This window comes from Streptomyces sp. BA2 (assembly GCF_009769735.1).
Taxonomy (GTDB): domain Bacteria; phylum Actinomycetota; class Actinomycetes; order Streptomycetales; family Streptomycetaceae; genus Streptomyces.
This window is the reverse complement of the sequence record NZ_WSRO01000002.1, coordinates 6846936-6872169: the sequence shown is the minus strand read 5'-3', so window position 1 is coordinate 6872169 and position 25234 is coordinate 6846936. Positions and strand designations below refer to the sequence as shown.

Here is a 25234-nt window from a genome sequence, read left to right as displayed (position 1 = left end):
GTCGGCAGAGCACCCGTGACGGCATGAGACACTGGTCTAGACAAGTGTGAGACACCTGGAAGGGCAGCAACACATGGCTGAGCGCCGCGTCAACGTCGGCTGGGCCGAGGGCCTTCACGCCCGACCCGCCTCCATCTTCGTCCGCGCGGCCACCGCCGCGGGCGTCCCCGTGACGATCGCCAAGGCTGACGGCAACCCCGTGAACGCCGCCTCCATGCTCGCGGTGCTCGGTCTGGGCGCGCAGGGCGGCGAGGAGATCACCCTCGCCTCCGACGCCGAGGGCGCGGACGCCGCTCTCGACCGTCTGGCGAAGCTGGTCGCGGACGGCCTCGAGGAACTCCCCGAGACCGTCTAGTAAAGACTGGTACTCATACGCTGAAGGGCCCGCCCGAAATAGGGGCGGGCCCTTCAGCGTTTTTACTGCTTCTGCCGCCGCCCCGTTTACCGAGCATCCCGCATTGAATTCGGGCAGCAGAAATAATGCCCCGCCGAATAGCACTTCTTTGTATACGGCGCCTCTGTTAAAGGCGCAGACCCGCAGTGTTTACGGAATGTTGCGAACCCCTCACACCCGGGAGATTGCGCCCGAGGCGCAGCCGGTGCGCGGCCGTCGTCCGCTCCGTGTGCGCGGCGGTGAGCGACCTGGCCCGCTCCGCGTCCCCGCGGGCGACCGCGTCGACGATCGCGGCGTGCTCGGCCCAGGCCTCGGCGGGGGCGGCCGACGTCTCGACCACGTACATCCAGGCGATCTTGTGCCGGAGCTGGGTGAGCAGTGCCGTGAGGCCCTGGCTGCCGGATGCCTGGGCGAGCGTCTCGTGGAACCAGCCGCCCAGGGAGCGCAGATCCTCACTCCGACCGCGCCTCGACCGCTCCTGGCCGAGCCTGACGAGGCCGCGCAGGACCTTCAGGTGCGCCTCCGTGCGACGCTGTGCGGCGCGGGCCGCGCCCAGCGGCTCCAGGAGCGCGCGTATCTCCAGGAGGTCGGCCGCCTCCTGCTCGGTGGGCTCCGCGACGCACGCGCCCGCGTGCCTGCGCGTGACGACGAACCCCTCGGCCTCCAGGGTGCGCAGGGCCTCGCGCACGGGGACGCGGGAGACCCCATAGCGGCGCGCCAGTAGTTCCTCGGTGAGCCGGCCACCCCGTTCGTAGACACCGGAGACGATGTCGTCCCGGATGGCCGTGCATACCGAGTGCGCGGGAATGCGCATGCCTGACCTCCGCCTTAATCCCCGCGAAACGCGGTCGATCGACGCCTGTTCAGCGACTCTATTGCAGAACGGCTGAATTTCCGACGGTCGGCCGAAATCCAGGGATACTTTTGGCCAAAGGAGATACGAGAACGGCGAAAGCCCCGGCTCTCGACGAGCCGGGGCTTTCGTTGAATCAGGTGCGCTTCGCGCGACCGCCTGGATCGGCGTGGATCAGACGTTGACGCCGTGCGAGCGGAGGTAGGCGACCGGGTCGATGTCCGTGCCGTAGTCCGCGCCGGTGCGGGCCTCGAAGTGGAGGTGCGGGCCGCTGGAGTTGCCGGTGGAGCCGGAGAGGCCTATCTGCTGGCCCGGGGTGACCGCCTGGCCGACCGTGACACCGAGGGACGACATGTGGCCGTACTGGGTGTACGTGCCGTCGTTCATCTTGATGACCACGTTGTTGCCGTAGGCGCCGCCCCAGCCGGCCTCGACGACGGTGCCGGAGCCGACCGCGTGGACCGAGGTGCCGGACGCGGCGTGGAAGTCGACGCCGGTGTGGCTGCCGGAGGACCACATGGCGCCGCCGGTCTGGTAGCCCGTGGAGATGGACGAGCCGGTGATCGGCGATACGTAGCTGTTGAGGCGCTTGCGCTCGGCCTCGCGAGCGGCACGCTCCTTGGCCTCGCGCTCCTTCTTGGCCTTGGCCTTCGCCTCGGCCTCGGCCTTGCGCTTCGCCTCTGCGGCCTTCTTCTTGGCGGCCTCTTCGGCCTTCTTGGCGGCTGCGGCGTCGTCGGCGGCCTGCTGCTGGGCAGCGGCCTGCGCGTCGATGCTCTGGGCGAGCGAGTCGCCCACGGAGATGGCCTGGGTGAGGCCGGTGTGCTCAAGAGCCGCGTCGTCGGCGGCGAGCGCCGGAGCGGCCAGGCCTCCGATGACACCAGTGGTGGTGAGGGCGGCGACGCCCGCCACGTTCGCGGTCGTACGCGTGAGGCGGCTCGGGCGACGGTGCTTCCCGGTGGCACGGGTGAACGCCATGAAGCGGCTGATCCTTTCCTTCCTTCTCGCCTACCGGGTTAGCTGACGGGTTCGGAGCAGGAAGGTCTCCTACGGGTCCCTCACCTCACGGCGAGGTTCCCGATTCACCCCAAGGGGACATGTGGGTCCCCGGCTCCCCTGGCTCGCGCCGTACGGGGACTCGGCGATGACTGTCCGGTGCCGCGGGTGCGGCGTACTGCATGACGAACAGCCGGACCAGACGCTAAGCGGGGCGTCTTTCAAACGACAAACGGATCAGAGCTTTTGTAGCGCACGCCACAGGTCAGACACGTAACCTCCATACCAATTCGGACATATGAGGGCCCCAGTGGCGTTTTCTCGCCACTGGGGTCCCGATATGTCCTGACTGCCCCTCAGCCCGCAGTCACCCCGCGCTCACCCCGTGACCACACTCACTTCACCGATGCCGAGCGCCCTGACGGGCTCCTCGATCTGCGCGGCGTCACCGACGAGCACCGTCACGAGACGGTCCCCGGGGAAGGCGCTCACCACGGCGGCTGTGGCCTCCACGGTGCCGGTGGCGGCCAACTGGCGGTACAGCTGGGCCTGGAAGTCGTCCGGTAGGTGCTGCTCGACCTGGTCGGCGAGAGTGGCCGCGACGGACGCCGCCATCTCGTACTTGAGCGGGGCCACACCCACCAGGTTCTGGACAGCCACGTCGCGTTCGGCGTCCGTCAGGCCGTCGGCCGCGAGGGTGCGCAGGACCTTCCACAGGTCGTCGAGGGCCAGACCCGTGGACTCGGTGTCCACGGAGCCGCTGATGGCGAGCATCGCGGCGCCGCTGCCGTCCGGAGCGGACCGCAGGACCTGGGCGAACGCCCGTACGCCGTAGGTGTATCCCTTCTCCTCGCGCAGGACGCGGTCCAGGCGTGAGGTGAGGGTGCCGCCCAGGCAGTACGTGCCGAGCACCTGCGCGGGCCAGACGCGGTCGTGCCGGTCCGGTCCCACGCGGCCGATGAGCAACTGCGTCTGGACGGCGCCAGGGCGGTCCACGATGACGACACGGCCTGTGTCGTCCGCCGTCACCGGGGGCACCGGACGCGGCTCGGCGGTGCCGCCCGTCCAGGCGCCGATGGTGTCGGCGAGGACGACGTCCAGGTCGATGCCGGTCAGGTCGCCCACGACGACCGCGGTCGCCGTGGCGGGACGCACGTGCTTCTCGTAGAAGGTGCGCACCGCTGCCGAGTCGATGGCCGTGACCGTCTCCTCGGTGCCCTGGCGGGGGCGCGACATGCGTGAGGTCGCCGGGAAGAGCTGCCGGGAGAGCTCCTTGGCGGCGCGGCGTGCCGGGTTCGCGGCCTCGTGCGGGATCTCGTCCAGGCGGTTGCGTACGAGGCGTTCGATCTCGCTGTCCGCGAAGGCGGGGGCGCGCAGGGCGTCGGAGAGCAGGCCGAGCGCCTTCGGGAGGCGGGAGACCGGGACTTCGAGGGAGACGCGGACGCCGGGGTGGTCGGCGTGCGCGTCCATGGTGGCGCCGCAGCGGTCGAGTTCGGCGGCGAAGTCCTCGGCGGAATGCTTGTCGGTGCCTTCGTTGAAGGCCCGCGCCATGATCGTGGCGACGCCGTCCAGGCCCTCGGGTTCGGCGTCCAGCGGCGCCTCCAGGTGGACCTCGACGGCGACGACCTGCTGGCCGGGGCGGTGGCAGCGCAGCACGGTGAGGCCGTTGTCCAGAGTGGCGCGCTCGGGCGCGGGGAAGGCCCACGGCCGTGCGGTGCCCGCCTGGGGCTGCGGGTGGAACTGCATCGTTGCGGCCTCGGTCACTTCGCGGCCTCCTCTTCGTCCTCGTCGGTGGCTTCGGCGGCCTCAGGGGCGATGGGCTCGTACACGAGCACCGCGCGGTTGTCGGGGCGCAGGCGGGCCGCAGCGGCCGCCTTGACCTCTTCCGCGGTGACGTCCAGGACGCGCCCGACGGCGGTGAGGGCGAGCTGCGGGTCACCGAACAGGACGGCGTACCGGCACAGTTCGTCCGCGCGGCCCGCCACCGTGGAGAGCCGGTCGAGCCACTCGCGCTCCAGCTGTGCCTGGGCGCGCTCCATCTCCTCCTCGGTGGGGCCCTCTTCCGCGAAGCGGGCGAGCTCCTCGTCGACGGCGGCCTCGATGACGGGGACCTCGACGTCACCGGACGTCTTCACGTCGAGCCAGCCGAGCGAGGGGGCTCCGGCGAGCCGCAGCAGGCCGAATCCGGCCGCCACGGCGGTGCGGTCGCGGCGCACGAGGCGGTTGTAGAGCCGGGACGACTCGCCGCTGCCGAGGACCGTGAGCGCCAGGTCGGCCGCGTCGCACGCGCGCGTGCCGTCCTCCGGGAGGCGGTAGGCGGCCATCAGGGCGCGGGCCGGGACCTCTTCCTCGACGACCTCGCGCAGCTCCTTGCCGATGGTGTCGGGCAGCGAGCCGTCGCGCGGCGGCTGCTTGCCGTTGTGCGAGGGGATCGACCCGAAGTACTTCTCGACCCAGGCGAGGGTCTGCTCCGGGTCGATGTCGCCGACGACCGACAGGACGGCGTTGTTGGGCGCGTAGTACGTACGGAAGAAGTGCCGCGCGTCCTCCAGCGTCGCCGCGTCCAGGTCGGCCATGGAGCCGATCGGGGTGTGGTGGTAGGGGTGGCCCTCGGGGTACGAGAGGGCGGTCAGCTTCTCGAAGGCCGTGCCGTACGGAACGTTGTCGTAGCGCTGGCGGCGCTCGTTCTTGACGACGTCCCGCTGGTTCTCCATGGATTCTTCGTCGAGCGCGGAGAGCAGCGAGCCCATGCGGTCGGCTTCCAGCCACAGGGCCAGCTCGAGCTGGTGTGTGGGCATGGTCTCGAAGTAGTTGGTCCGCTCGAAGCTCGTGGTGCCGTTGAGCGAACCGCCGGCGCCCTGCACCAGCTCGAAGTGGCCGTTGCCCTGCACCTGCTTCGAGCCCTGGAACATGAGGTGCTCGAAGAGGTGCGCGAGGCCCGTACGCCCCTTGACCTCGTGGCGCGAGCCGACGTCGTACCAGAGGCAGACCGCGGCGACCGGGGTCAGGTGGTCCTCGGAAAGCACCACGCGCAGGCCGTTGGCCAGCCGGTGCTCGGTCGCTGTCAGGCCGCCGGAGCCGGCCTCGGCTGTGGCCGTGTGACCCATGGGCATGTACGTCCCTTCGATCGCGAAAAGCTGGAAATTCTGCCAGTCCTGCCACTGTATGCAAGCGTGCCGACAACCTGTGAAGTTCCCGCTCCGCGCTCGGCGTAGTCGGCCCCGAAGTCCGGGTCGTGGTCGGCGTTGTCAGTGGGACAGTCCACAATGGTCGGCGTCAGATCCCGTTGATGGTCGGCGTCAGATCTTGTTGATGCCCTGGCAGACACCGTGAAGGAGCCGCAGCAGCGATGGCCCGCCGCAGCACGAAGACCCCGCAGCCCGACGAGTCGTTCGAGGAGAAGATCCTCGACATCGACGTCGTCGACGAGATGCAGGGCTCCTTCCTCGAGTACGCGTATTCGGTCATCTACTCGCGCGCCCTGCCGGACGCCCGCGACGGCATGAAGCCGGTGCACCGCCGCATCGTGTATCAGATGAACGAGATGGGCCTGCGCCCCGACCGCGGCTATGTGAAGTGCGCCCGCGTCGTCGGCGAGGTCATGGGTAAGTTGCACCCGCACGGCGACGCGTCGATCTACGACGCCCTGGTGCGCATGGCGCAGCCCTTCTCCATGCGTCTGCCCCTGGTGGACGGCCACGGCAACTTCGGATCGCTCGGCAACGACGACCCGCCGGCCGCCATGCGGTACACCGAGTGCAAGATGGCCGACGCGACGTCCCTGATGACGGAGTCGATCGAAGAGAACACGGTCGACTTCGAGTCGAACTACGACGGTCAGGAGCAGGAGCCGGTCACCCTGCCGGCGGCCTATCCGAACCTCCTGGTCAACGGCGCGTCGGGCATCGCCGTAGGCATGGCGACGAACATGCCGCCGCACAACCTCGGCGAGGTCATCGCCGCCGCCCGCCACCTGATCAAGCACCCCGGGGCCGACCTGGAGACGCTGATGCGTTTCGTGCCGGGCCCCGACCTGCCCACGGGTGGCCGCATCGTCGGCCTGTCCGGGGTCAAGGACGCGTACGAATCAGGACGCGGCAGCTTCAAGATCCGCGCGACGGTGGCCGTGGAGAACGTGACCGCACGCCGCAAGGGCCTGGTCGTGACCGAACTGCCCTTCTCCGTAGGCCCCGAGAAGGTCATCTCGAAGATCAAGGACCTGGTCGGCTCGAAGAAGCTGCAGGGTATCGCCGACGTCAAGGACCTCACGGACCGCTCGCACGGCCTGCGCCTCGTCATCGAGATCAAGAACGGCTTCGTCCCGGAGGCCGTCCTGGAGCAGCTGTACAAACTGACGCCGATGGAGGAGTCCTTCGGCATCAACAACGTGGCCCTGGTGGACGGCCAGCCCCTCACGCTCGGCCTCAAGGAGCTTCTCGAGGTCTATCTCGACCACCGCTTCAATGTCGTGCGCCGCCGCAGCGAGTTCCGCCGCGCCAAGAAGCAGGCGAGGCTGCACCTGGTCGAGGGTCTCCTTGTCGCCCTCCTGGACATCGACGAGGTCATCCGCCTCATCCGCTCCAGCGACAACTCCGCGCAGGCCAAGGAGCGCCTGATGGAGCGCTTCTCGCTGAGCGAGATCCAGACGCAGTACATCCTCGACACGCCACTGCGCCGTCTCACCAAGTTCGACCGCATCGAGCTGGAGTCCGAGCGCGACAAGCTCAACGCCGAGATCGAGGAGCTGACCCGGATCCTGGAGTCCGACGCGGAGCTGCGCAAGCTGGTCTCCGCCGAACTGGCCGCCGTGGCCAAGAAGTTCGGCACCGACCGGCGCACGGTCCTCCTGGAGTCGGCGAGCACCCCGGCACCCACGGTGTCGCTCCAGGTGGCGGACGACCCGTGCCGCGTGCTCCTCTCCTCGACGGGCCTCCTCGCCCGTACGGCCAATGGCGAGCCGTTCGCCGAGAGCGACACCAAGCGCGTCAAGCACGACGTGATCGTCTCCGCCGTCCCCGCGACCGCGCGGGGCGAGGTGGGCGCGGTGACGTCCGAAGGCCGCCTTCTGCGCCTCTCCGTGGTGGATCTCCCGCAGCTCCCGGAGACGCACGCGGCTCCCAACCTCTCCGGAGGAGCACCGATTTCGGAACTGCTCTCCCTGGAGGCGGACGAGAAGCTGATCTGCCTGATGACCCTGGACGAGTCCTCTCCGGGCCTCGCCCTCGGCACCGAACAGGGCGTGGTCAAGCGAGTGGTGCCGGACTATCCGTCCAACAAGGAAGAGCTTGAGGTCGTCACCCTCAAGGACGGTGACCGGATCGTCGGCGCGGCCGAGCTGCGCACGGGCGAGGAGGACCTGGTCTTCATCACGGACGACGCCCAGCTGCTCCGGTATCAGGCCTCGCAGGTGCGCCCGCAGGGCCGTCCCGCGGGCGGCATGACGGGCATCAAGCTCGCGGACGGCGTCAAGGTCATCTCCTTCGTGGCGGTGGACCCGGCCGTGGACGCCGTGGTCTTCACGGTGGCGGGCTCGCGCGGCACGCTCGACGACTCGGTGCAGACGACGGCCAAGGTGACGCCGTTCGACCAGTACCCCCGCAAGGGCCGGGCCACGGGTGGCGTCCGGGTCCAGCGCTTCCTGAAGGGCGAGGACTGCCTGAGCTTCGCGTGGGCGGGCCCGACGCCGCCGCTCGCGGCCCAGCGCAGTGGTCTGCCCGCGGAGCTGCCGGAGATCGACCCGCGCCGCGACGGCTCGGGCGTCTCGCTGGCGAAGCCGGTGGCCGCGGTGGCGGGCCCGGCGTAGTCGGCTACTCCACCGGCCCGGGTTCCTGTACGTACCGAAGTACGCCCCACATGCTGTGCTCATCGGCACTGCCCTGTGGGGCGTACTCACGAGACGCCTCAAGCTCCTTCTCCAGAGCCGGTACGTCGATGCCGGAGCCGATGAGGACGAGCTGGGTGAGCCGGGGCTCGCCCGGGGCCCACGCCTCGGGGTAGAAGCGCAGGAACCGCCCTACGGCGTGCACGGCGTACTTGTTGCGCGGGTCGGCGGCGCCGAAATCGACGTACCCCTTGATGCGGTAGAGCCCTTCGGGCCGACTGTCGAGGAGGGCCATGAACGGGCGGGGGCTCATGGGCACTTCGGAGGAGAAGGAGAGGCTTTCGTAGGCGCAGTGCAGATGGCCGTCGTGCTCGTCGTGTCCCTCGTGCTCGTGCTGGTGCAGGTCGTCGAAGGACAGCTGCCCGACCCGCTCCCCCGCGGGCTTCCGGTCGAGGAGCAGCTCGACGTCGACGCGCCCGTAGGAGGCGGGAACGACAGCCGCGCGATCGGTGAACCTCCGAACCACGTCGAGGATCCGCTCCCGCTCGTCCTCAGGGACGCGGTCGACCTTGTTGACGACGACAAGATCGGCGATTCCCAGATGCCGGTCGACTTCGGGGTGCCGCTCGCGCGTGGCGTCGAACTCGGCGGCGTCGACGACCTCGACGAGCCCCCCGTACACGATGTGCGGATTCTCGCTGGCGAGCACCATCTTCACGAGCTCCTGGGGCTCGGCGAGCCCGCTGGCCTCGACGACGATGACGTCGATCCGGGCGGACGGCCGGGCAAGCCGCTCCAGATACTCGTCGAGTTCGCTGGCGTCCACGGCGCAGCAAAGGCACCCGTTGCCGAGCGAGACGGTGGAGTCACCGAGCTGCCCGGCAACGGCCATGGCATCGATCTCGATGGATCCGAAGTCATTGACGATCGCCCCGATCCGGCTGCCGCCGCTGCGGTGCAACAGATGATTGAGCAGGGTCGTCTTGCCTGATCCCAGAAACCCGGCGAGGACGACGACCGGGATCTGCGGCTTGCTCACGTGCGACCCCTCCGGATCCCTTACGACGAATGAAGACCGCCCCAGGATATGTGCGCGTAGAAGGCCCGCGAAGTGAACGATTGTTAGCGGCGCAGGCGGGGCACACATTGGGCACGGCGCCGGGACATGCGACCACAGATGCCTTCCGTGCGCCTCCTCTCCGCCTCCCCGCCGATCAGAGCCGCTCGGCACCCTGGGAGACGGCAAGCGCACCGCCCATCGCTCGCCGGTCCGCTCCCTGTCGACCCGCACACGACGACCGGCGGACGGTCGCCTGATTCGGGGGTTGACATGGCCACACAGAACTGTTGGATACGAAGGCTGAGCTCGGCCGCAGTGGCTGGGCTCGCCTTCGCGACGGGGACATTTGCATTCAGCGCCAGGGAACGCAAGCACGCGGCGCTCACGGAGCACCACCGACTCCACTTCGACCTCCTGTGCAAGGCCATGGGTGATTCCACCCTGTCCGCTGTCCTGGATACGTACGCGGAGGACGTACCTCCAGAGCGGCAGCGCCAGTATCTGTTCGCCAACGCGCTCTACATCAATGCGCTGCACGCCCATCGCATCGGCGCCATGAGCCGCAAAGAACTGCGTGGACACCTTCGGGTGATGTGCCAGAACCCGATCTTCTGCGAGTACTGGGAAGCGACCCGCCACCATCGCGCCAGCCTGCCCGCCTCATCGGAGGAGGCGGAACTGGGCCGGATGATGGACCACCTGGCCCGCGAATTGCGGGAAGCAGGCACGGACGAATGGTGGGTGGTGGGCGAACCGCCCACCCAATAGGTCCAGTTGGATGACACGCACCCGCTCAGGCAGCATCAAGGGGCTAACCTGTCCTCGCCCTTAATCCTCCATCGCCCAAGGACCGGGATCCTCTTGAAGATCGTGCGCCGCATCGGCGCGCCTCCCCGCGAGCGGGACAGCGCAACCGGCCAGACGTGCCCCGACATCTTTGAACTCAGCGACGGCAACTTCGCCGTCATCGGGACGGACAGGACCGATGCGCTCGACGGCGAACTGCCGACCGATGCTGCACGTGCCGACTATGAGCGCATTGTCGTTATCAGTCGGGACACCCTCATCCGGGCCAAGGTCGACATCCCCGAGACCTGAGTCGCCCGAAACTCGCTGTCATGCCCAACCGGGCATTCCACACCGAGCCATCGTCACAGGCCGTGAGCGATCACTGGCTTTAGGTCACATCCGTTTGTCATTCCCCTCCCCCAAGGAGCTTCCGAATGGCTGTTCATCTCGGACGCACACTGTCGATAACACGCCGCATAGGTGACCCTCCGCACCAGCGGGGAAGCCTTACGGGCGCCACGTGTCCCGACATCTTTGAGCTCAGCGACGGCAACTTCGCCGTGATCGGGACCGAAATGGCCGAGGCAGTCAGGCAGCAGCTGCTTCCTGACTGCAGGTGTACGCGGCATCGGTGCATCGTGATCATCACCCGCCTGACGCTCATCCGCGCCAAGCGCGACATTCCCAACCAGTAGCGTCCGGCAGCGGCAACCGCGTAGCGGGCTCGACCCCCGCCAGGGGTCGAGCCCGTTTCCCAAGTGCGGCCCGGGGAAGAATTCCGCGGACCCTGGGGAGGGACTGATGGCGCGTCAGCACGTATGGCGATCAGCGCTCTCGATCACCGGATGGGCGGCGGCCGGGACAGCGGGCATCGCTCTGGTGGGCGCCGCGTCCATCGCCGTCAGCGGGTGGCTCATACGAGGCGTCGAGGCGACCAACAGCAGCAGGCAGACCGCGGAGGAACGCAGCGCCCTCGGAAACTACTTCGGTGGCGTGAGTGCCGTCTTCTCGGGGCTGGCCCTGCTTCTGCTCGTGATCACGCTGTTGTTCCAGCAGCGCGAACTGCAGTTGCAGCGTCGAGAGCTCACCCTTCAACGCGAGGAACTGGCCGCGTCACGGGACGAGCTGCACCGGAACGCGGAAGCAGACATGCGGTCTCTCCATGTGCAGCTGACCCAGATGGCCATGGACGACCCGTCTCTCGCCGAGGTCTGGAACGACTTCCAGGGAGAGTCCGACACCACGCTCCGTCAGAACCTCTTCGCCAACCTCCTCTTCAACCACTTCGTGCTGGCGCACAGTTGGGGCAGTTACTCCGAGAGCGACCTCATCGTCCACGCCAGGAACATGCTCGCCAGCCCCGCGTTCCGTCACTACTGGAACGCCACCCGGGCGCACAAAGGCGAGCTGCCTCCGGAGAGCGCCGAGGGGCGTGTGTTTCATGTCTTCGAGCAGGCCTTCGCCGATCGGCAAAGACCTACGCCCCCGTCGCCGACGTGAGCTGGGATCAGACCGAGGGCACGGGAACCGGCGGAACAGGCCCCACATAGCGCGCCGCCGGCCGGATGATCTTCGAGTCCTCCGCCTGCTCCAGGATGTTGGCTGCCCAGCCCACCACCCTCGCCGCCGCGAACGTAGGCGTGAACATCTCGCGAGGCAGGCCGCACAGTTCCATGACGACGCCCGCATAGAACTCGACGTTGGTGTGCAGCTCACGTCCCGGCTTCAGCTCGGCGAGGATCGCTTCGACCTGGCGCTCGACCTCGACCGCGAACTCCACCATCTGCCCGCCGAATTGCTGCGCGATGCCCCGCAGCATGCGCGAGCGCGGGTCCTCCGTGCGGTAGACGGGGTGGCCGAAGCCCATGATCCGGTCCCCCGCGAGCACCCGCTCGCGGATCCAGCCGTCGATGCGGTCGGGCGTGCCGATGGCGTCGAGCGTGTCGAGCGCGCGGCTCGGCGCCCCACCGTGCAGCGGACCTGAGAGGGCTCCCACCGCACCCACGAGACAGGCTGCGACATCCGCGCCCGTCGAGGTGATCACCCTGGCCGTGAACGTTGACGCGTTGAATCCGTGATCAATGGTTGAGATCAAGTACTGCTCGATCGCCCGCGCGCGATCGGCGTCCGGCTCCGAACCCGTCAGCATGTAGAGGTAGTTGGCCGCGTACGACAGGTCGTCGCGCGGCTCCACGGGGTCGAGTCCCTGACCGAGCCGGTACAGCGCCGTGAGCAGGGTCGGTACGACAGCGGACGCCGCGAGGGCATCGGCACGGCGCCGGTCGACGTCGATGTCGTACACGGGGCGGAAGCCCTTTGCCGCGCCGAAGAGCGAAAGCGCCGTACGCAGTCCGGAGAGCGGCCCCGAAAGGGCGCTGGCGCGGGCTATGGCGGGCAGCGCGGCACGCACCTCGTCGGGCAGCCGGCGCAGGGCCGCAGTCTGCGCGGCGAAGGCTTCTCGCTGCCCGGCATCCGGCAGTGTGCCGTGGAACATCAGGTGCCAGACGTCCTCGAAGCCGCGGGTCTGCGCGAGTTCGACGGCCGAGTACTGGCGGTAGTGGTAGAAGCCCTCGTATCCCCTGACGTCTCCGAGCCGGGTCTCGGTCACGACGACGCCCGCGAGCCCGCGAGGTACCTCTACGGGAGCGGTGGGGGTGGTGGTGGAGCCATTGATCGACATGTTCTTCCTCGACTTCCTCCCTGGACTTGATTCGACTGTCCATGCTTGACTCAATCTCTGTCAATATTGATTGAATCAATGCACGGCCGAATGGATACGGTGTTGCCCATGACGGATCAAGAGGCCACCCCGGGAGAAGGCCGACGCCTGAGCACCCGGGAAGCCGCGGAACTGCTCGGCGTGAAGCCGGAGACCGTGTACGCGTACGTGAGCCGCGGGCAGCTCTCCAGCCGCCGCGGTCCCGGCTCCCGGGGCAGCACCTTCGACGCCAAGGAGGTCGGGTCGCTCGCCCGCAAGAACCGCCGCGAACCCGCCGCCACCTCCGCGAGCAGCGAACTCTCCGTCCGCACCCGCATCACGCTCATCGACAAGGACCGCTACTACTACCGCGGCGTCGACGCGATGGAACTGTCCCTGGCGCACTCCTACGAAGAGGTCGCCGAGTGGCTGTGGACCGGCGTCATGCGCCCCGGAATCCGCTTCACCGCCCCCGAGGAGACCGCGGGCGCCGCACGCCGCGCCGTCGACGCCCTGCCCGAGCACAGCGGCCCCGCCGACCGCCTGCGGGTGGCCGCCATCTCGGCCGCGGCAGCCGACCCCCTCCGCTTCGACCTCTCCGAAGAAGCCGTCATCGGCACCGCGCGCACCCTCATCCCCACCCTCGTCGCGGCGCTGCCCCCGGTCAGCCGCGCCCACCGGGACGAGGGCCCCCTGGCCCGCCGGCTCTGGGCACGGCTCACCGGCCGGCAGCCCGACGACGCCTCCCTGCACGCCCTGGACACCGCGCTCGCCCTGCTCGTCGACCACGACCTCGCCGCGTCGACGCTCGCCGTCCGCGTCGCCGCCTCCGCCCGCGCCCACCCGTACGCGGCGGTGTCGGCCGGTCTCGGCGTCCTTGAGGGTCCCCTGCACGGCGCGGCGAGCGGCCTCGCGCACCGGATGCTCCTGGATGTGCTCGACCGGGGCAGCGCGGCCCCCGTAGTGGCCGACGAACTCCGCGCGGGCCGCCGCGTCCCGGGCCTCGGCCACCGGCTCTACCCCGGCGACGACCCGCGCGCGGAGGCCCTGTTCGCGCTCCTGGAGGTCATCCCCAAGGCCGGCCCCGCCCTGGCGGCGGCCCGCGACGTGGTGGCCACCACGGCCCGCCACACGGACCTGCACGCCAATGTCGACCTGGCCCTCGCCGTCCTGACCGCCTCGTCCGGGATGCCCGCGGAGGCGGGCGAGACGATCTTCGCCGTGGCGCGCACGGCCGGCTGGATCGCGCACGCCCTGGAGGAGTACGAGGAACGCCCGCTGCGCATGCGCCCCAGCGGGCAGTACGTCGGGCTGCGTCCGCCCCAGCCGATGCCCGCACCCGACGGCGGATGAATCACCCCGAACCCGACGCAGGTTAGGCTCGCCTCTGTGAGTACCTGCACCACCGCTTCGCGGGATCTGGACGAGCCGCTCGCGGGGACCGCGGCCACCGCCAGGACCTGGCTGCTGCTTGAACAGCCGGGTCCGTGGGGCGCCAGAGCGCTCACTTCGAGCCACCTGGATCCGGAGGTCGGCCGCGCCTTGGAGGCCGCCGCCGAGGGAACCGGCGTACGCATCGCGCTCATCCGCCGTCCCGGCCGTCACGCGGACAGCCATCCCTCGGCACGCCGACGGGTGTACGTGGCCCACACCGCGCCCGGCAACACCTGGCTGCGCGGCCATGTCACGGACAGGCCGGAGGAGTTGCTCGACCTCGACCTCGCGGCTCTCGGCGCGGGTGACCACGGCGGATTCGGCACCCCGCACACGGGCGACCCGCTCGCCCTGGTCTGCACGAACGGCAAGCGTGACCGCTGCTGCGCAGTCCTGGGCAGGCCGCTCGCCGCCGAGCTCGCCACGTCAGGTGAACAGGGCGTCTGGGAAGTCACTCATCTGGGTGGTCACCGCTTCTCCCCCACGCTGCTGGTCCTGCCCTACGGCTACGCGTACGGCCGCTCCGGTCAGGCCGCCGTCAAGGAGATCCTCGAAGGGGTGCGTACGGGCCGCGTCGTCACCGAAGGCTGCCGGGGCAGTTCCGCCTGGGACCGCCCCGGACAGGCCGCCGAGCTCGCGGTGCGCACCGCGACGGGCGAGGACGCCGCCGGTGCCCTGAGCGTCGTCCACACGGCCGGCACGGCCCCTCGCTGGGACGTGACGGTGGCCCACACCGACGGACGGCAGTGGCGCGTGACGGTCGTCCAGGGGGCCTCGCTGCCGCTGCGGCCGGAGAGCTGCGGCGCGGCGCTGGCGGCCCCGGCACGCATGGATGTCGTGGCGGTGCGGCCTATCGCGTACGGGGCCGCGCAGGAGATCCCCGCCACAGTGACTTCGGAGTAGCCCTCCGCTCGCCGTACCGTTCGTACACATGAGCCCGACCTCCCCTGCGCGACGACTCCGCCTCGGCCTGCCGCGGCGCGTCTTCTCGCAGGTGCTGCTGATGCAGCTGGCGATCGCCGCGGGGGTCGCCGTGCTCGCCACGGGGCTCTTCCTCGCGCCGCTCAGCGATCAGCTGGACGATCAGGCGATGCGCCGTGCGCTCGCCATCGCGCAGACCACGGCCGCCCAACCACAGATCGCCGACGACCTGAGCTCATCGAAGCCGACCGTCGACGGGCCCGTGCAGGCGGAAGCGGAACGGATCCGGCGCGCCAGCGGCGCCGAGTACGTCGTGATCATGAACAAGGACGGTGTGCGCTGGTCCCACACGGACCGCGACGAGATCGGCCGGGTCGTGTCCACCGACCCGAGCGACGCGCTCGCCGGTGGCGAGGTCATGGAAATCGACGACGGCACTCTGGGCCGCTCTGCCCGCGGCAAGGTACCGCTGCGGGACATCGACGGGGACATCGTGGGCGCCGTCTCCGTAGGCATCGAGTACGACAGCGTCCGCGCCCGCCTCATCCACGCGATCCCCGGGCTCTTCGCCTACGCGGGCGGGGCCCTCGCCGTCGGCGCCCTCGCCGCCTATCTGATCTCGCGCAGGGTGCAGCGGCAGACCCGTGATCTGGCCTTCTCCGATATCTCGGCGCTCCTTGCGGAACGCGAGGCCATGCTGCACAGCATCCGCGAAGGCGTGGTGGCCCTGGACCGCGCGGGGCGCGTCCGGCTCCTCAACGACGAGGCCCAGCGCCTCCTCGGCCTCGGAGCGGAAGCCATCGGGCAACCGCTCGACACCGCGCTCGGCCCGGGACGTACGACCGACGTGCTCGCCGGACGGGTCACCGGCACCGACCTCCTGACCGTCCGCGGCCAGCGCGTCCTGGTCGCCAACCGCATGCCCACGGACGACGGAGGCGCCGTCGCCACCCTGCGCGACCGCACCGAACTTGAGCAGCTGGGCCGCGAACTGGACTCCACCCGCGGCCTCATCGACGCCCTGCGCGCCCAGGACCACGAACACGCCAACCGCATGCACACACTGCTCGGCCTCCTGGAGCTTGAGATGTACGAGGAGGCGGCGGAGTTCGTCGGCGAGGTGGCGGGCGCGCACCGGGTCACCGCCGAGCAGATCACGGAGAAGATCGGCGATCCGCTGCTCGCCGCGCTCCTGGTGGGCAAGGCCACGGTCGCCGCGGAGCGCGGGGTCGTCCTCGCCGTCCCGCGCGACACCGCGCTGCCCGACCGCCTGATCGACCCGGGCGGCCTGGTCACCATCGTCGGCAATCTCGTCGACAACGCGCTCGACGCGGCGGCGGGCACCCTCCACGCGCGCGTGGAGGTCGACCTGCGCACCGAGGGACGCGCCGTCGTCCTGCGGGTGAGCGACACAGGGCCTGGCGTACCGCCCGAGCAACGCGAGACGATCTTCACCGAGGGCTGGTCCACCAAGGAGCCTCCGGCGCACGGCAAGCGCGGCATCGGGCTCGCCCTGGTCCGCAGGCTCGCCGAGCGGCAGGGCGGCAGCGCACGGGCCGACGCTTCCCCCGAAGGGGGCGCCGAGTTCACCGTCATCCTGCCCGAAGCCCTCGCCCAGCCGGAACTGGCCCCCACGTCCGATCTGGCCCCCACGGAGGAGACACGATGATCGAGGTGCTCGTCGTGGACGACGACGTCCGGGTCGCGGACGTCAACGCCGCCTATGTGGCGAAGGTCCCCGGCTTCCGAGTGGCCGCCAAGGCCCACAGCGCGGCCGAGGCGCTGCGGCTCGTCGAGGAGCTCCCCGTCGACCTGGTGCTCCTCGACCACTACCTGCCGGACGAGACGGGTCTCGCGGTGGTCCGTACGCTGCGGGAGCGCGGCCACCAGACCGACGTGATCATGGTGACCGCCGCGCGCGACGTCGCCACCGTTCAGGCCGCGATGCGCCACGGCGCCCTGCAGTACCTGGTCAAGCCGTTCTCCTACGCGGGACTTCGCGCGAAGCTCGACGCGTACGCGACCTTGCGCCGCACGCTGGACGGCGGGGGCGAGGCCGAACAGGCCGAGGTCGACCGCATCTTCGGCGCGCTCTCGGCGACACCGGCACCGGAGCTGCCCAAAGGGCACTCCCCCACCACGGCCGAGCTGGTCCGCAGGGCCTTGATGGGCGCGGAAGGGCCACTGTCCGCGCAGGAGTTGGCCGACCGCACCCGGCTGAGCCGTCAGACGGCCCAGCGCTATCTGAAGCTCCTGGAGCGCTCGGGCCGGGTCCGGCTCAGCCTCAAGTACGGTGACACGGGCCGCCCGGAGCACCGCTACGAATGGGCGTCCAGCGTCTCCTGACCGTGCGTGGCGCGCCTGGAGGGCGGTTACGCCGCTCCCGCCCCGGTGAGCGAGCGCACCTCGGTCTCCGCGTGCTTGGCCTCGTCCGCGGGCTCCGGCGAGGTGACGGTGCCCAGCCATCCGGCGAGGAAGCCCAGCGGGATGGAGACGAGACCCGGGTTCTCCAGCGGGAAGTACTGGAAGTCCACCCCTGGGAAGAGAGAGTTCGGCCCTCCGGAGACCACGGGTGAGAGCACAACGAGCACCAGGGAGGGCACCAGGCCGCCGTAGACCGACCAGACCGCTCCCCGCGTGGTGAAGTTCCGCCAGAACAGCGAATAGAGCAGCACAGGCAGATTCGCGGACGCGGCGACCGCGAAGGCGAGGCCCACCAGGAACGCGACGTTGAGATCCCGGGCGAGCAGCCCGAGGCCGATCGCGACCACACCGATCCCGGCAGCCGCGAGGCGCGCCACCGCCACCTCGCTGCGCGGCTTCGCGTGCTTGCGCCGCAGCGACGCGTACAGGTCGTGGGCCACGGACGCCGATGAGGCGAGCGTGATCCCGGCGACGACGGCGAGGATCGTGGCGAAGGCGATCGCGGCGACGATCGCGAAAAGAACCGTTCCTCCTGTGGAGTCCGCGCCGCCTCCCAGGTCGAGCGCGAGAAGCGGAACTGCCGTGTTCCCAGCGGCATTCGATCCCCGCACGGCATCGGAGCCCACGATCGCGGCAGCGCCGAAGCCGAGCACGATCGTCATCAGGTAGAAGCTGCCGATGAGGCCGATGGACCAGACGACGGAGCGGCGGGCGGCCCGCGCGGTCGGCACCGTGTAGAAGCGCGAGAGGATGTGCGGCAACCCGGCCGTGCCGAGGACGAGCGCGAGCCCGAGGCTGATGAAGTCCAGGCGCGAGGTCCAGTCACCGCCGTACTTCAACCCTGGCGCGAGGAACTGGCTGCCGTGTCCGCTGCGGTCGGCCGCGGTCCGCAGCAACTGGTCGAAGTCGCCGTGGAAACGCACCAGAACGAGCACGGTCAGCGCGATCGCGCCGCACATCAGCAGGACCGCCTTGACGATCTGGATCCAGGTAGTGGCCCGCATCCCTCCCAACGACACATAGATGACCATGAGCGCACCGACGCCGATCACCGTCCAGGCCTGCGCCGCCCCGCTCGTCCCGCCGAGCAGCAGCGCCACCAGTGAGCCCGCCCCCACCATCTGCGCCACCAGATAGAGAACGGACACGGTCACCGAGGAAGTTCCCGCCGCGATGCGCACGGGCCGCTCTCGCATCCGGGCTGCGACGACGTCGGCGAGCGTGAACCGGCCGCAGTTGCGCACCAGTTCGGCCACCAGGAACAGCACGACGAGCCAGGCGACGAGGAAGCCCACCGAGTAGAGCAGCCCGTCGTACCCGAAGAGCGCGATCAGTCCGGAGATGCCGAGGAAGGAAGCGGCCGACATGTAGTCGCCCGCGATGGCGAATCCATTCTCCACGGGCGAGAAGAGCCGCCCGCCCGCGTAGAACTCCTCCGCCGAACCGTGCCGGTTCCGGCTCACCCACGTCGTGATGGCGAGCGTGACGGCCACGAACACGCCGAACAGCAGCAGCGCGAGCGTCTGGTGGTCCCCGGTCATCGCTCGCTCCCCCGGGCCAGTTCCTGCTCGCGCTTCTGCACCCGCTTCTGGTCCTGTTCCCGCTTCTGCTCGAACACGGCCCAGCGCAGATCGAGCGCCGCGTGATCCCTGCGCAGCCGGGCGTGGCGGGCGTATGCCCAGGTCAGGAGGAAGGTGGTGAGGAACTGGCTGAGACCGGCGAGCATCGCGACGTTCACGGATCCGGCGACGGGCCGCGCCATCAGCCCCGGTGCCGTCGTGGCCGTCACGACGTACGCGACGTACCAGGTGAAGAAGAGGGCCACTGCGGGAAAGACAAACCGCCGGTACCGGCCGCGCACCTCCTGGAAGGCAGCGCTGCGCTGGACCTCCAGGTAGATGTCGGCCGCGCTCGCGATCCGCTCCGGCGCGACTCGGGGCGGCGCCACGGTCGCCGGCGCGCCCGTGCCGTCCAACTCGCCCCAGCCGGACGCAAGCGCGTCGTACCAAGGATCCCTCGGATCGCTGGTCCGCACCTGCCCCGCATCGCGCCCGTCGTGCTTCTCCACCGAACTCTCCTTGTCCGCAGCCTTGTTCGGCCGCGTGCCCAAGGATGGACAGAACGGGAAGATCCCTGACTCTTGTCTCCCTGCTCTTCACCCCATCAGGTGAAGAGCCTCATCGAAGACCCGAGCCCGGCGCCCCACGGGTGGACCCCGCGGGTGGAGTGCGCTACGCGTCGATGCGCGAACGGTCCAGCGTCGCCGCCGAGCTCGTGATGAACTCCTTGCGGGGCGCCACGTCGTTGCCCATCAGCAGATCGAAGACCTGCTCGGCGGCGTCCAGGTCGCCGATGTTGACCCGCCGCAGGGTGCGGAAGCGGGGGTCCATGGTGGTCTCCGCGAGCTGATCCGCGTCCATCTCGCCGAGGCCCTTGTAGCGCTGGATGGAGTCCTTGAAGCGGATCCCCTTGCGCTGGTACTCCAGGAGCGTCTCGCGCAGCTCGCTGTCCGAGTACGTGTAGACGTACTTGTCCTGGCCCTTCTTCGGCTGCACCAGCTCGATCCGGTGCAGGGGCGGCACGGCCGCGAAGACCCGGCCCGCCTCCACCATCGGGCGCATGTAGCGCTGGAAGAGGGTGAGCAGCAGGATCCGGATGTGCGCGCCGTCGACATCGGCGTCGACGAGAAGAATGATCTTCCCGTAGCGCGCCGCGTCGATGTCGAAGGTCCGGCCGGACCCCGCCCCTATGACCTGGATGATCGCGCCGCACTCGGCGTTCTTCAGCATGTCCGTCACGGACGCCTTCTGAACGTTGAGAATCTTGCCGCGGATCGGCAGGAGTGCCTGGAACTCGGAGTTCCGCGCCAGCTTGGCGGTGCCGAGCGCCGAGTCCCCCTCGACGATGAAGAGCTCGCTGCGCTCCACGTCGTCACTGCGGCAGTCGGCGAGCTTCGCGGGCAGCGAGGAGGTTTCCAGGGCCGTCTTCCGGCGCTGGGCGTCCTTGTGCTGCCGGGCCGCGATGCGCGTGCGGGCCGCGGCGACGGCCTTCTCCATCACGGCGCGCGCCTGCGCCTTGGCATCGCGCTTGGTGGACGTCAGGAACGCCTTGAGCTCCTTGGCGATGACGTTGGCGACGATGCGGTTGGCCGCCGAGGTGCCGAGCACCTCCTTGGTCTGGCCCTCGAACTGCGGCTCGGCGAGACGGACCGTGACGACCGCGGTCAGCCCCTCCAGGGCGTCGTCCTTGACGATGTCGTCCTCGGCGACACGCAGCACCTTCTGGGTGCGCAGCACCTCGTTCATCGTCTTGGTGAGCGAGCGCTCGAAGCCCGTCATATGGGTGCCGCCCTTGGGGGTGGCGATGATGTTGACGAAGGACCGCAGCGTCGTGTCGTAACCCGTGCCCCAGCGCAGCGCGACGTCCACGGCGAGCTCACGGTTGACCTCGGTGGGGGTCATCTGGCCGTGGTCGTCGAGGACCGGGACGGTCTCCTTGAAGGTGCCCTGCCCAGTGAAGCGAAGGACATCACAGACGGCCTTGTCCTGGGCCAGGTACTCACAGAACTCGCTGATGCCGCCGTCGAAGCGGAAGGATTCCTCCCCCTTCGTACCGCCCTCTCCGAGACCGTACTCGTCGCGCACGACGATGGTCAGGCCCGGCACGAGGAACGCGGTCTGCCGGGCGCGCTGGTGCAGCGTCTCGAGGTTGAGCTTGGCGTCCTTGAGGAAGATCTGGCGGTCGGCCCAGTAGCGCACGCGCGTGCCGGTGCGCGTCTTGGGGATCTTCTTGACCTTGCGCAGCTTGGCCGACGAGTCGAAGTCGGCGTCGGGGCCGGGCTTGGCGAAGGCCCCGGGGACGCCACGCCGGAAGCTGATCGCGTGGGTGTGACCCGAGAGGTCCACTTCCACGTCGAGGCGCGCGGAGAGGGCGTTCACCACGGAGGCACCCACACCGTGCAGGCCGCCGGAGGCAGCGTAGGCGCCACCACCGAACTTGCCGCCCGCGTGGAGCTTCGTCATGACGACCTCGACTCCGGAGAGGCCGGTCTTGGGCTCGACATCCACCGGGATGCCTCGGCCGTTGTCCCGGACCTCTACGGAGGCGTCGTCGTGGAGGATGACTTCGATGTGGTCGCAGTAGCCGCCCAGAGCCTCATCGACGGAGTTGTCGATGATCTCCCAGAGGCAGTGCAGCAGGCCACGGCTGTCCGTCGACCCGATGTACATGCCCGGGCGCTTGCGAACGGCCTCGAGCCCCTCCAGGACGAGCAGATGCCGCGCGGTGTAGTTGGAACCGTCCCGGTCTGCTCCGGTCAGCAACGCTGTGGACGGCACGGACGTCTCGGCGGTCACGCGGTTCGCTCCTCGCTGAATTTCAAAAGGGGTCTCTTGGGGTAAGGCCCCGGCTTCGGTTGCCGCTCAGAGGGTACCGAGGCCTGGTAGAGCCGTTGTAACGCCACCCTCGTCTCACCTCACACTAGTCCAGGGCCGCACGCTTGTTCGATCCCTCGATTGAGTGAAGCGCACGTCACGTTCCCTTCCAGGCATGAACCATTTAGGCTCCGGGCACGTCCTCATGAACAACCGGCAACCCAGCCGGCGGACGACCGACCTGACAGACAGCGCGAAACCGTACGACACGTGAGAGACGTAATACGGCACATTCGCCGCCAACCGGCAGCAGACAGCCGCCTCGGAAAAAACTTCGAGGAAAAGCCACGAGCGGGAACGTTTTCGGCCTGGTTGGATGTTGACCCTGGTACGACAGCTCGTCGAGCTAGAGAAGAGGCGACGTGACTACTGTTCTGACCCCCGCGAGCCCCCTGACGGCCGCTGATCGCTGCGACCGCTGCGGCGCCCAGGCATACCTGCGCGTCGTCCTGTTGAGCGGCGGTGAACTGCTCTTCTGCGCCCACCATGGCCGCAAGTTCGAGCCGGAACTCAAGAAGATCGCCGCTGAGATACAGGACGAGACGGAGCGGCTGACGGCCGTCCCTGAGACCAACGACGAGGATCGCTGACGCCTCGCACCCCACGACGAGCCATCCGGCGCACACCAGGCCGGTGACCGGGCGGCCGCCCCTGCCAACCCCAGGGACGGCCGCCCGCTCGCGTTAGACGGGCGCCCAGGCACCTCCTCGGCGGTCCCTCGCGGCACTCCAGACTCCCCGCGTGGACAACTCCCGTAATTTCAGCCGCGCAGAGGCATCTCCCGCGCGACGCCCGAGATCCGCGTGTAGACCCCGGGACTCCCGGCCCGCCCGCAGCCGCTCCCCCACGACACCAGGCCGATCAGCCGCCCGCGCGCGACAAGCGGACCGCCGCTGTCCCCCTGGCAGGCGTCACGGCCACCTTCAAGTTCCCCCGCACACAGCATGGATGCGGCCGTGTACGTTCCGTCAGAACTTCCCGGGTAGGCCTCGCTGCACGTCGAGTCGGGCAGCACGCGCACACGCGCGGAGTGCAACGTCCGCGCGTAATCGCCCGACCCCGTCGTGTCACCCCACCCGTAGACCGCCGCGCGCGTGCCCGGTTCGTACGCCGGATCGCCCGCACCGGCCATGGGAATCACATAGCCCTGCGGAAGCGGGTTCGCCAGCGACAGCACCGCGACATCGCCGGAGTTCGAGTAACTGTCGTACTCCGGATTGACCGACGCCTCGCGCACCGGAATCTCGCGGCCTTCCGACGTGCCCAGGTCATCCCGGCCCGCGATCACCTTCAGATCACTCATCTCGCTCAGCCGTACTCCGAGGACCTCCTCTCCCAGACAGTGCGCCGCGGTGAGGACAGTCGAGCGCCCGACCACGACGCCTCCGCAGAACTGTCCCGAACGCGTACCCCCGAACCGGTCACGGCTGGACAGCGCCACCACCCACGGGCTGTCGGCCACCCGGGCCGGACTGCCCCCGATGACGATGCTGTCGGCGGACGCGGGGGCCGGGGAGGCCAGCGGCAGCGCCACCACCGGGGCGACAAGGGCCAGCGCCGCAGTGAATGTTCGGGCGAAAGGACGAGGCATGCGATCTCCTCACTCTGGGTTGCCGTGAAACACCCACAGTGATCCAGTGCGGCACACCCCGCACCCGCGCCACGCGCGCACGCGTCAGGGCGTCCGCATCGGAGGCGCGTCGGACAGGACGCGTCGCACAAACAGAAGACCCGAGGCCTCGCGTGAGGCCTCGGGTCTTCTGTATGGAGCGCTGGTGACTAGTCGAGGTAGTCGCGCAGGACCTGCGAACGCGACGGGTGACGCAGCTTCGACATCGTCTTCGACTCGATCTGACGGATGCGCTCACGCGTCACCCCGTAGACCTTGCCGATCTCGTCGAGCGTCTTCGGCTGGCCGTCCGTGAGACCGAAGCGCATGGAGACCACACCCGCCTCACGCTCGGACAGGGTGTCGAGCACGGAGTGCAGCTGCTCCTGAAGGAGCGTGAAGCTGACCGCGTCGGCCGGAACGACCGCTTCGGAGTCCTCGATGAGGTCACCGAACTCGCTGTCGCCGTCCTCACCCAGGGGGGTGTGGAGGGAGATCGGCTCACGGCCGTACTTCTGGACCTCGATGACCTTCTCCGGGGTCATGTCGAGTTCCTTGGCCAGCTCCTCCGGGGTGGGCTCACGGCCCAGGTCCTGGAGCATCTGACGCTGCACGCGCGCGAGCTTGTTGATGACCTCGACCATGTGCACCGGAATACGGATGGTGCGGGCCTGGTCGGCCATGGCGCGGGTGATCGCCTGACGGATCCACCAGGTGGCGTACGTGGAGAACTTGTAGCCCTTGGTGTAGTCGAACTTCTCGACCGCGCGGATCAGACCGAGGTTGCCCTCCTGGATGAGGTCCAGGAAGAGCATGCCGCGGCCGGTGTAGCGCTTGGCCAGGGAGACCACCAGACGGAGGTTGGCCTCCAGGAGGTGGTTCTTGGCGCGGCGGCCGTCCTCGGCGATGATCTCCAGCTCGCGCTTGAGCTTCGGGGCGAGCTTGTCGGCGTTCGCCAGCTTGTCCTCGGCGAACAGGCCGGCCTCGATGCGCTTGGCGAGCTCGACCTCCTGCTCGGCGTTGAGCAGCGGGACCTTGCCGATCTGCTTCAGGTAGTCCTTGACGGGGTCGGCGGTGGCGCCGGCCGCGGCGACCTGCTGGGCCGGAGCGTCGTCCTCGTCCTCGTCGGACAGCACGAAGCCCTTGGCGCCCTCTTCCTCGGGGGCGTCCTCACCGGGCTTGCCCTTGGCGGGCGTCTCCTCGGTGGCCTCGTCGTCCAGGATCTCGTCGTCCTGCTTGGACGCACTCTTCTTTGCCGTCGCCTTCTTGGCGACGGTCTTCTTGGCGACGGCCTTCTTTGCCGTCGTCTTCTTGGCAGCGACCTTCTTCGCGGGCGCGTCCTCAGCTGCGACTTCCACGGCCGACGCCTCGGGGGCGGCGGTCGCGGTGGCCTGCTTCGCCGTGGCCGCCTTGGCCGCGACAGTCTTGGTCGCGGTGCGCTTGGCCGGGCTCTTTGCTGCGACGCTCTTGCGGGGGCGTTTCGGCTCCGCGGCACTGACCATCAGCGTCACACCCTCTTCCTCGAGGATCTGGTTGAGGCTGCGCAGAACGTTCTTCCACTGAGTGGCCGGAATCTGGTCAGCTTCGAAGGCACGACGCACGTCATCGCCGGCGATCTGCCCATCAGCCTTTCCCCGCTCGATGAGCGCCATGACAGAGACGGATTCGGCGATCTCCGGCGGGAGCGTACGGGATGTGCTGGCCGACACGAACAACCTCTCGGAACGTTGGAAAACGGCTTCCGGCCCCGTCCATTGTGGACCAGGACCGACGACCGACGACTGGGGATGGGCCGACGGCGCAGG

22 protein-coding genes and 1 riboswitch are annotated in these 25234 nt (G+C 69.2%); of the genes, 11 read left to right on the top strand and 11 right to left on the bottom strand.

The genetic code is table 11. From position 1 onward, the window contains the following. Positions 1–73: 73 nt before the first annotated feature. Positions 74–355, top strand: a complete 282-nt coding sequence (locus E5671_RS33760; RefSeq protein WP_160507645.1) for an HPr family phosphocarrier protein — start codon at positions 74–76, stop codon at positions 353–355. Between the two features lie 166 nt (positions 356–521). On the opposite strand, the gene E5671_RS33755 is transcribed toward E5671_RS33760, so the two are convergent. From E5671_RS33755 to E5671_RS33740, 4 genes are all read right to left on the bottom strand, one after another. Further along, entirely contained in the window at positions 522–1208 is a 687-nt protein-coding gene (locus tag E5671_RS33755) for a GntR family transcriptional regulator (RefSeq protein WP_160507644.1), read from the bottom strand. A 213-nt stretch (positions 1209–1421) separates the two neighbouring features. Continuing rightward, entirely contained in the window at positions 1422–2222 is an 801-nt protein-coding gene (locus E5671_RS33750; protein ID WP_160507643.1) for a M23 family metallopeptidase, read from the bottom strand. 12 nt (positions 2223–2234) lie between these two features. Beyond that, positions 2235–2398, bottom strand: a riboswitch (cyclic di-AMP (ydaO/yuaA leader). A gap of 220 nt (positions 2399–2618) precedes the next feature. Beyond that, a complete protein-coding gene (locus E5671_RS33745; protein ID WP_160507642.1) occupies positions 2619–4004 on the bottom strand; it encodes an insulinase family protein in 1386 nt (461 codons plus the stop codon). Next, positions 4001–5347, bottom strand: coding sequence for a M16 family metallopeptidase (locus tag E5671_RS33740; protein WP_160510568.1), 1347 nt, complete (start codon positions 5345–5347; stop codon positions 4001–4003). Before E5671_RS33740 ends, E5671_RS33745 begins: the two co-directional genes overlap by 4 nt. 242 nt (positions 5348–5589) lie before the next feature. Between E5671_RS33740 and E5671_RS33735 the strand changes: the two genes are divergently transcribed. Then, positions 5590–8043, top strand: a complete 2454-nt coding sequence (locus E5671_RS33735) for a DNA gyrase/topoisomerase IV subunit A (RefSeq protein WP_160507641.1) — start codon at positions 5590–5592, stop codon at positions 8041–8043. A gap of 4 nt (positions 8044–8047) precedes the next feature. Here the strand turns inward: E5671_RS33735 and E5671_RS33730 are convergent, their stop codons facing one another. Further along, the gene (locus tag E5671_RS33730; RefSeq protein WP_336605914.1) at positions 8048–9100 is read right to left on the bottom strand and encodes a CobW family GTP-binding protein; all 1053 of its coding nucleotides are present in this window, start codon (positions 9098–9100) and stop codon (positions 8048–8050) included. Positions 9101–9436: 336 nt separating this feature from the next. Here E5671_RS33730 and E5671_RS33725 point away from each other — a divergent pair, with 336 nt between their 5' ends. The 4 genes from E5671_RS33725 to E5671_RS33715 all read left to right on the top strand — a co-directional run bounded on the left by E5671_RS33725 (position 9437) and on the right by E5671_RS33715 (position 11410). Continuing rightward, the gene (locus tag E5671_RS33725; protein ID WP_443032734.1) at positions 9437–9889 is read left to right on the top strand and encodes a DUF6082 family protein; all 453 of its coding nucleotides are present in this window, start codon (positions 9437–9439) and stop codon (positions 9887–9889) included. 93 nt (positions 9890–9982) lie between these two features. Next, on the top strand, positions 9983–10219 hold the full coding sequence (locus E5671_RS33720; RefSeq protein WP_160507638.1) for a hypothetical protein: 237 nt from the start codon (positions 9983–9985) through the stop codon (positions 10217–10219). Positions 10220–10368: 149 nt separating this feature from the next. Next, positions 10369–10605, top strand: a complete 237-nt coding sequence (locus E5671_RS46545; RefSeq protein WP_237330818.1) for a hypothetical protein — start codon at positions 10369–10371, stop codon at positions 10603–10605. A 106-nt stretch (positions 10606–10711) separates the two neighbouring features. Further along, on the top strand, positions 10712–11410 hold the full coding sequence (locus E5671_RS33715) for a DUF6082 family protein (protein ID WP_237330284.1): 699 nt from the start codon (positions 10712–10714) through the stop codon (positions 11408–11410). 7 nt (positions 11411–11417) lie between these two features. On the opposite strand, the gene E5671_RS33710 is transcribed toward E5671_RS33715, so the two are convergent. Continuing rightward, on the bottom strand, positions 11418–12590 hold the full coding sequence (locus E5671_RS33710; RefSeq protein WP_160507637.1) for a citrate synthase/methylcitrate synthase: 1173 nt from the start codon (positions 12588–12590) through the stop codon (positions 11418–11420). 108 nt (positions 12591–12698) lie between these two features. On the opposite strand from E5671_RS33710, the gene E5671_RS33705 reads away from it, so the two are divergent. The 4 genes from E5671_RS33705 to E5671_RS33690 are packed head-to-tail and all read left to right on the top strand — an operon-like array spanning position 12699 to position 17309. Then, positions 12699–13961, top strand: coding sequence for a citrate synthase family protein (locus E5671_RS33705; protein WP_160507636.1), 1263 nt, complete (start codon positions 12699–12701; stop codon positions 13959–13961). A 36-nt stretch (positions 13962–13997) separates the two neighbouring features. Beyond that, positions 13998–14945: a sucrase ferredoxin gene (locus E5671_RS33700; RefSeq protein WP_160507635.1), complete on the top strand. Its 948-nt coding sequence runs from the start codon at positions 13998–14000 to the stop codon at positions 14943–14945. A 28-nt stretch (positions 14946–14973) separates the two neighbouring features. Beyond that, a complete protein-coding gene (locus E5671_RS47120; protein ID WP_160507634.1) occupies positions 14974–16632 on the top strand; it encodes a sensor histidine kinase in 1659 nt (552 codons plus the stop codon). Continuing rightward, entirely contained in the window at positions 16629–17309 is a 681-nt protein-coding gene (locus E5671_RS33690) for a response regulator (RefSeq protein ID WP_160507633.1), read from the top strand. The genes E5671_RS47120 and E5671_RS33690 overlap by 4 nt, the downstream gene beginning before the upstream one ends. 26 nt (positions 17310–17335) lie before the next feature. On the opposite strand, the gene E5671_RS33685 is transcribed toward E5671_RS33690, so the two are convergent. The 3 genes from E5671_RS33685 to E5671_RS33675 form a co-directional block, all read right to left on the bottom strand. Next, positions 17336–18928: a solute symporter family protein gene (locus E5671_RS33685; protein ID WP_160507632.1), complete on the bottom strand. Its 1593-nt coding sequence runs from the start codon at positions 18926–18928 to the stop codon at positions 17336–17338. Further along, the gene (locus E5671_RS33680; RefSeq protein ID WP_336605913.1) at positions 18925–19455 is read right to left on the bottom strand and encodes a DUF485 domain-containing protein; all 531 of its coding nucleotides are present in this window, start codon (positions 19453–19455) and stop codon (positions 18925–18927) included. Before E5671_RS33680 ends, E5671_RS33685 begins: the two co-directional genes overlap by 4 nt. A 163-nt stretch (positions 19456–19618) precedes the next feature. Further along, the gene (locus E5671_RS33675) at positions 19619–21742 is read right to left on the bottom strand and encodes a DNA gyrase subunit B (RefSeq protein ID WP_160507630.1); all 2124 of its coding nucleotides are present in this window, start codon (positions 21740–21742) and stop codon (positions 19619–19621) included. Positions 21743–22182: 440 nt separating this feature from the next. Here E5671_RS33675 and E5671_RS33670 point away from each other — a divergent pair, with 440 nt between their 5' ends. Next, positions 22183–22410, top strand: coding sequence for a DUF7455 domain-containing protein (locus tag E5671_RS33670; RefSeq protein WP_160507629.1), 228 nt, complete (start codon positions 22183–22185; stop codon positions 22408–22410). 170 nt (positions 22411–22580) lie between these two features. On the opposite strand, the gene E5671_RS33665 is transcribed toward E5671_RS33670, so the two are convergent. Next, positions 22581–23411 carry a S1 family peptidase gene (locus tag E5671_RS33665; RefSeq protein WP_160507628.1) on the bottom strand — a complete coding sequence of 277 codons (831 nt, stop codon included), beginning with the start codon at positions 23409–23411 and terminating at the stop codon, positions 22581–22583. A gap of 188 nt (positions 23412–23599) precedes the next feature. Beyond that, complete coding sequence (locus E5671_RS33660) at positions 23600–25144, bottom strand: RNA polymerase sigma factor (RefSeq protein WP_160507627.1); 1545 nt, start codon at positions 25142–25144, stop codon at positions 23600–23602. Positions 25145–25234: the final 90 nt, after the last annotated feature.

Bases quoted from the DNA above. Each gene is read 5' to 3' on its own strand.
- E5671_RS33665 (WP_160507628.1), bottom strand. From the start codon at position 23,411: ATGCCTCGTCCTTTCGCCCGAACATTCACTGCGGCGCTGGCCCTTGTC.
- E5671_RS33760 (WP_160507645.1), top strand. From the start codon at position 74: ATGGCTGAGCGCCGCGTCAACGTCGGCTGGGCCGAGGGCCTTCACGCC.
- E5671_RS33750 (WP_160507643.1), bottom strand. From the start codon at position 2,222: ATGGCGTTCACCCGTGCCACCGGGAAGCACCGTCGCCCGAGCCGCCTC.
- E5671_RS47120 (WP_160507634.1), top strand. From the start codon at position 14,974: ATGAGCCCGACCTCCCCTGCGCGACGACTCCGCCTCGGCCTGCCGCGG.
- E5671_RS33685 (WP_160507632.1), bottom strand. From the start codon at position 18,928: ATGACCGGGGACCACCAGACGCTCGCGCTGCTGCTGTTCGGCGTGTTC.
- E5671_RS33690 (WP_160507633.1), top strand. From the start codon at position 16,629: ATGATCGAGGTGCTCGTCGTGGACGACGACGTCCGGGTCGCGGACGTC.
- E5671_RS33735 (WP_160507641.1), top strand. From the start codon at position 5,590: ATGGCCCGCCGCAGCACGAAGACCCCGCAGCCCGACGAGTCGTTCGAG.
- E5671_RS33705 (WP_160507636.1), top strand. From the start codon at position 12,699: ATGACGGATCAAGAGGCCACCCCGGGAGAAGGCCGACGCCTGAGCACC.
- E5671_RS33755 (WP_160507644.1), bottom strand. From the start codon at position 1,208: ATGCGCATTCCCGCGCACTCGGTATGCACGGCCATCCGGGACGACATC.
- E5671_RS33740 (WP_160510568.1), bottom strand. From the start codon at position 5,347: ATGGGTCACACGGCCACAGCCGAGGCCGGCTCCGGCGGCCTGACAGCG.
- E5671_RS33710 (WP_160507637.1), bottom strand. From the start codon at position 12,590: ATGTCGATCAATGGCTCCACCACCACCCCCACCGCTCCCGTAGAGGTA.
- E5671_RS33715 (WP_237330284.1), top strand. From the start codon at position 10,712: ATGGCGCGTCAGCACGTATGGCGATCAGCGCTCTCGATCACCGGATGG.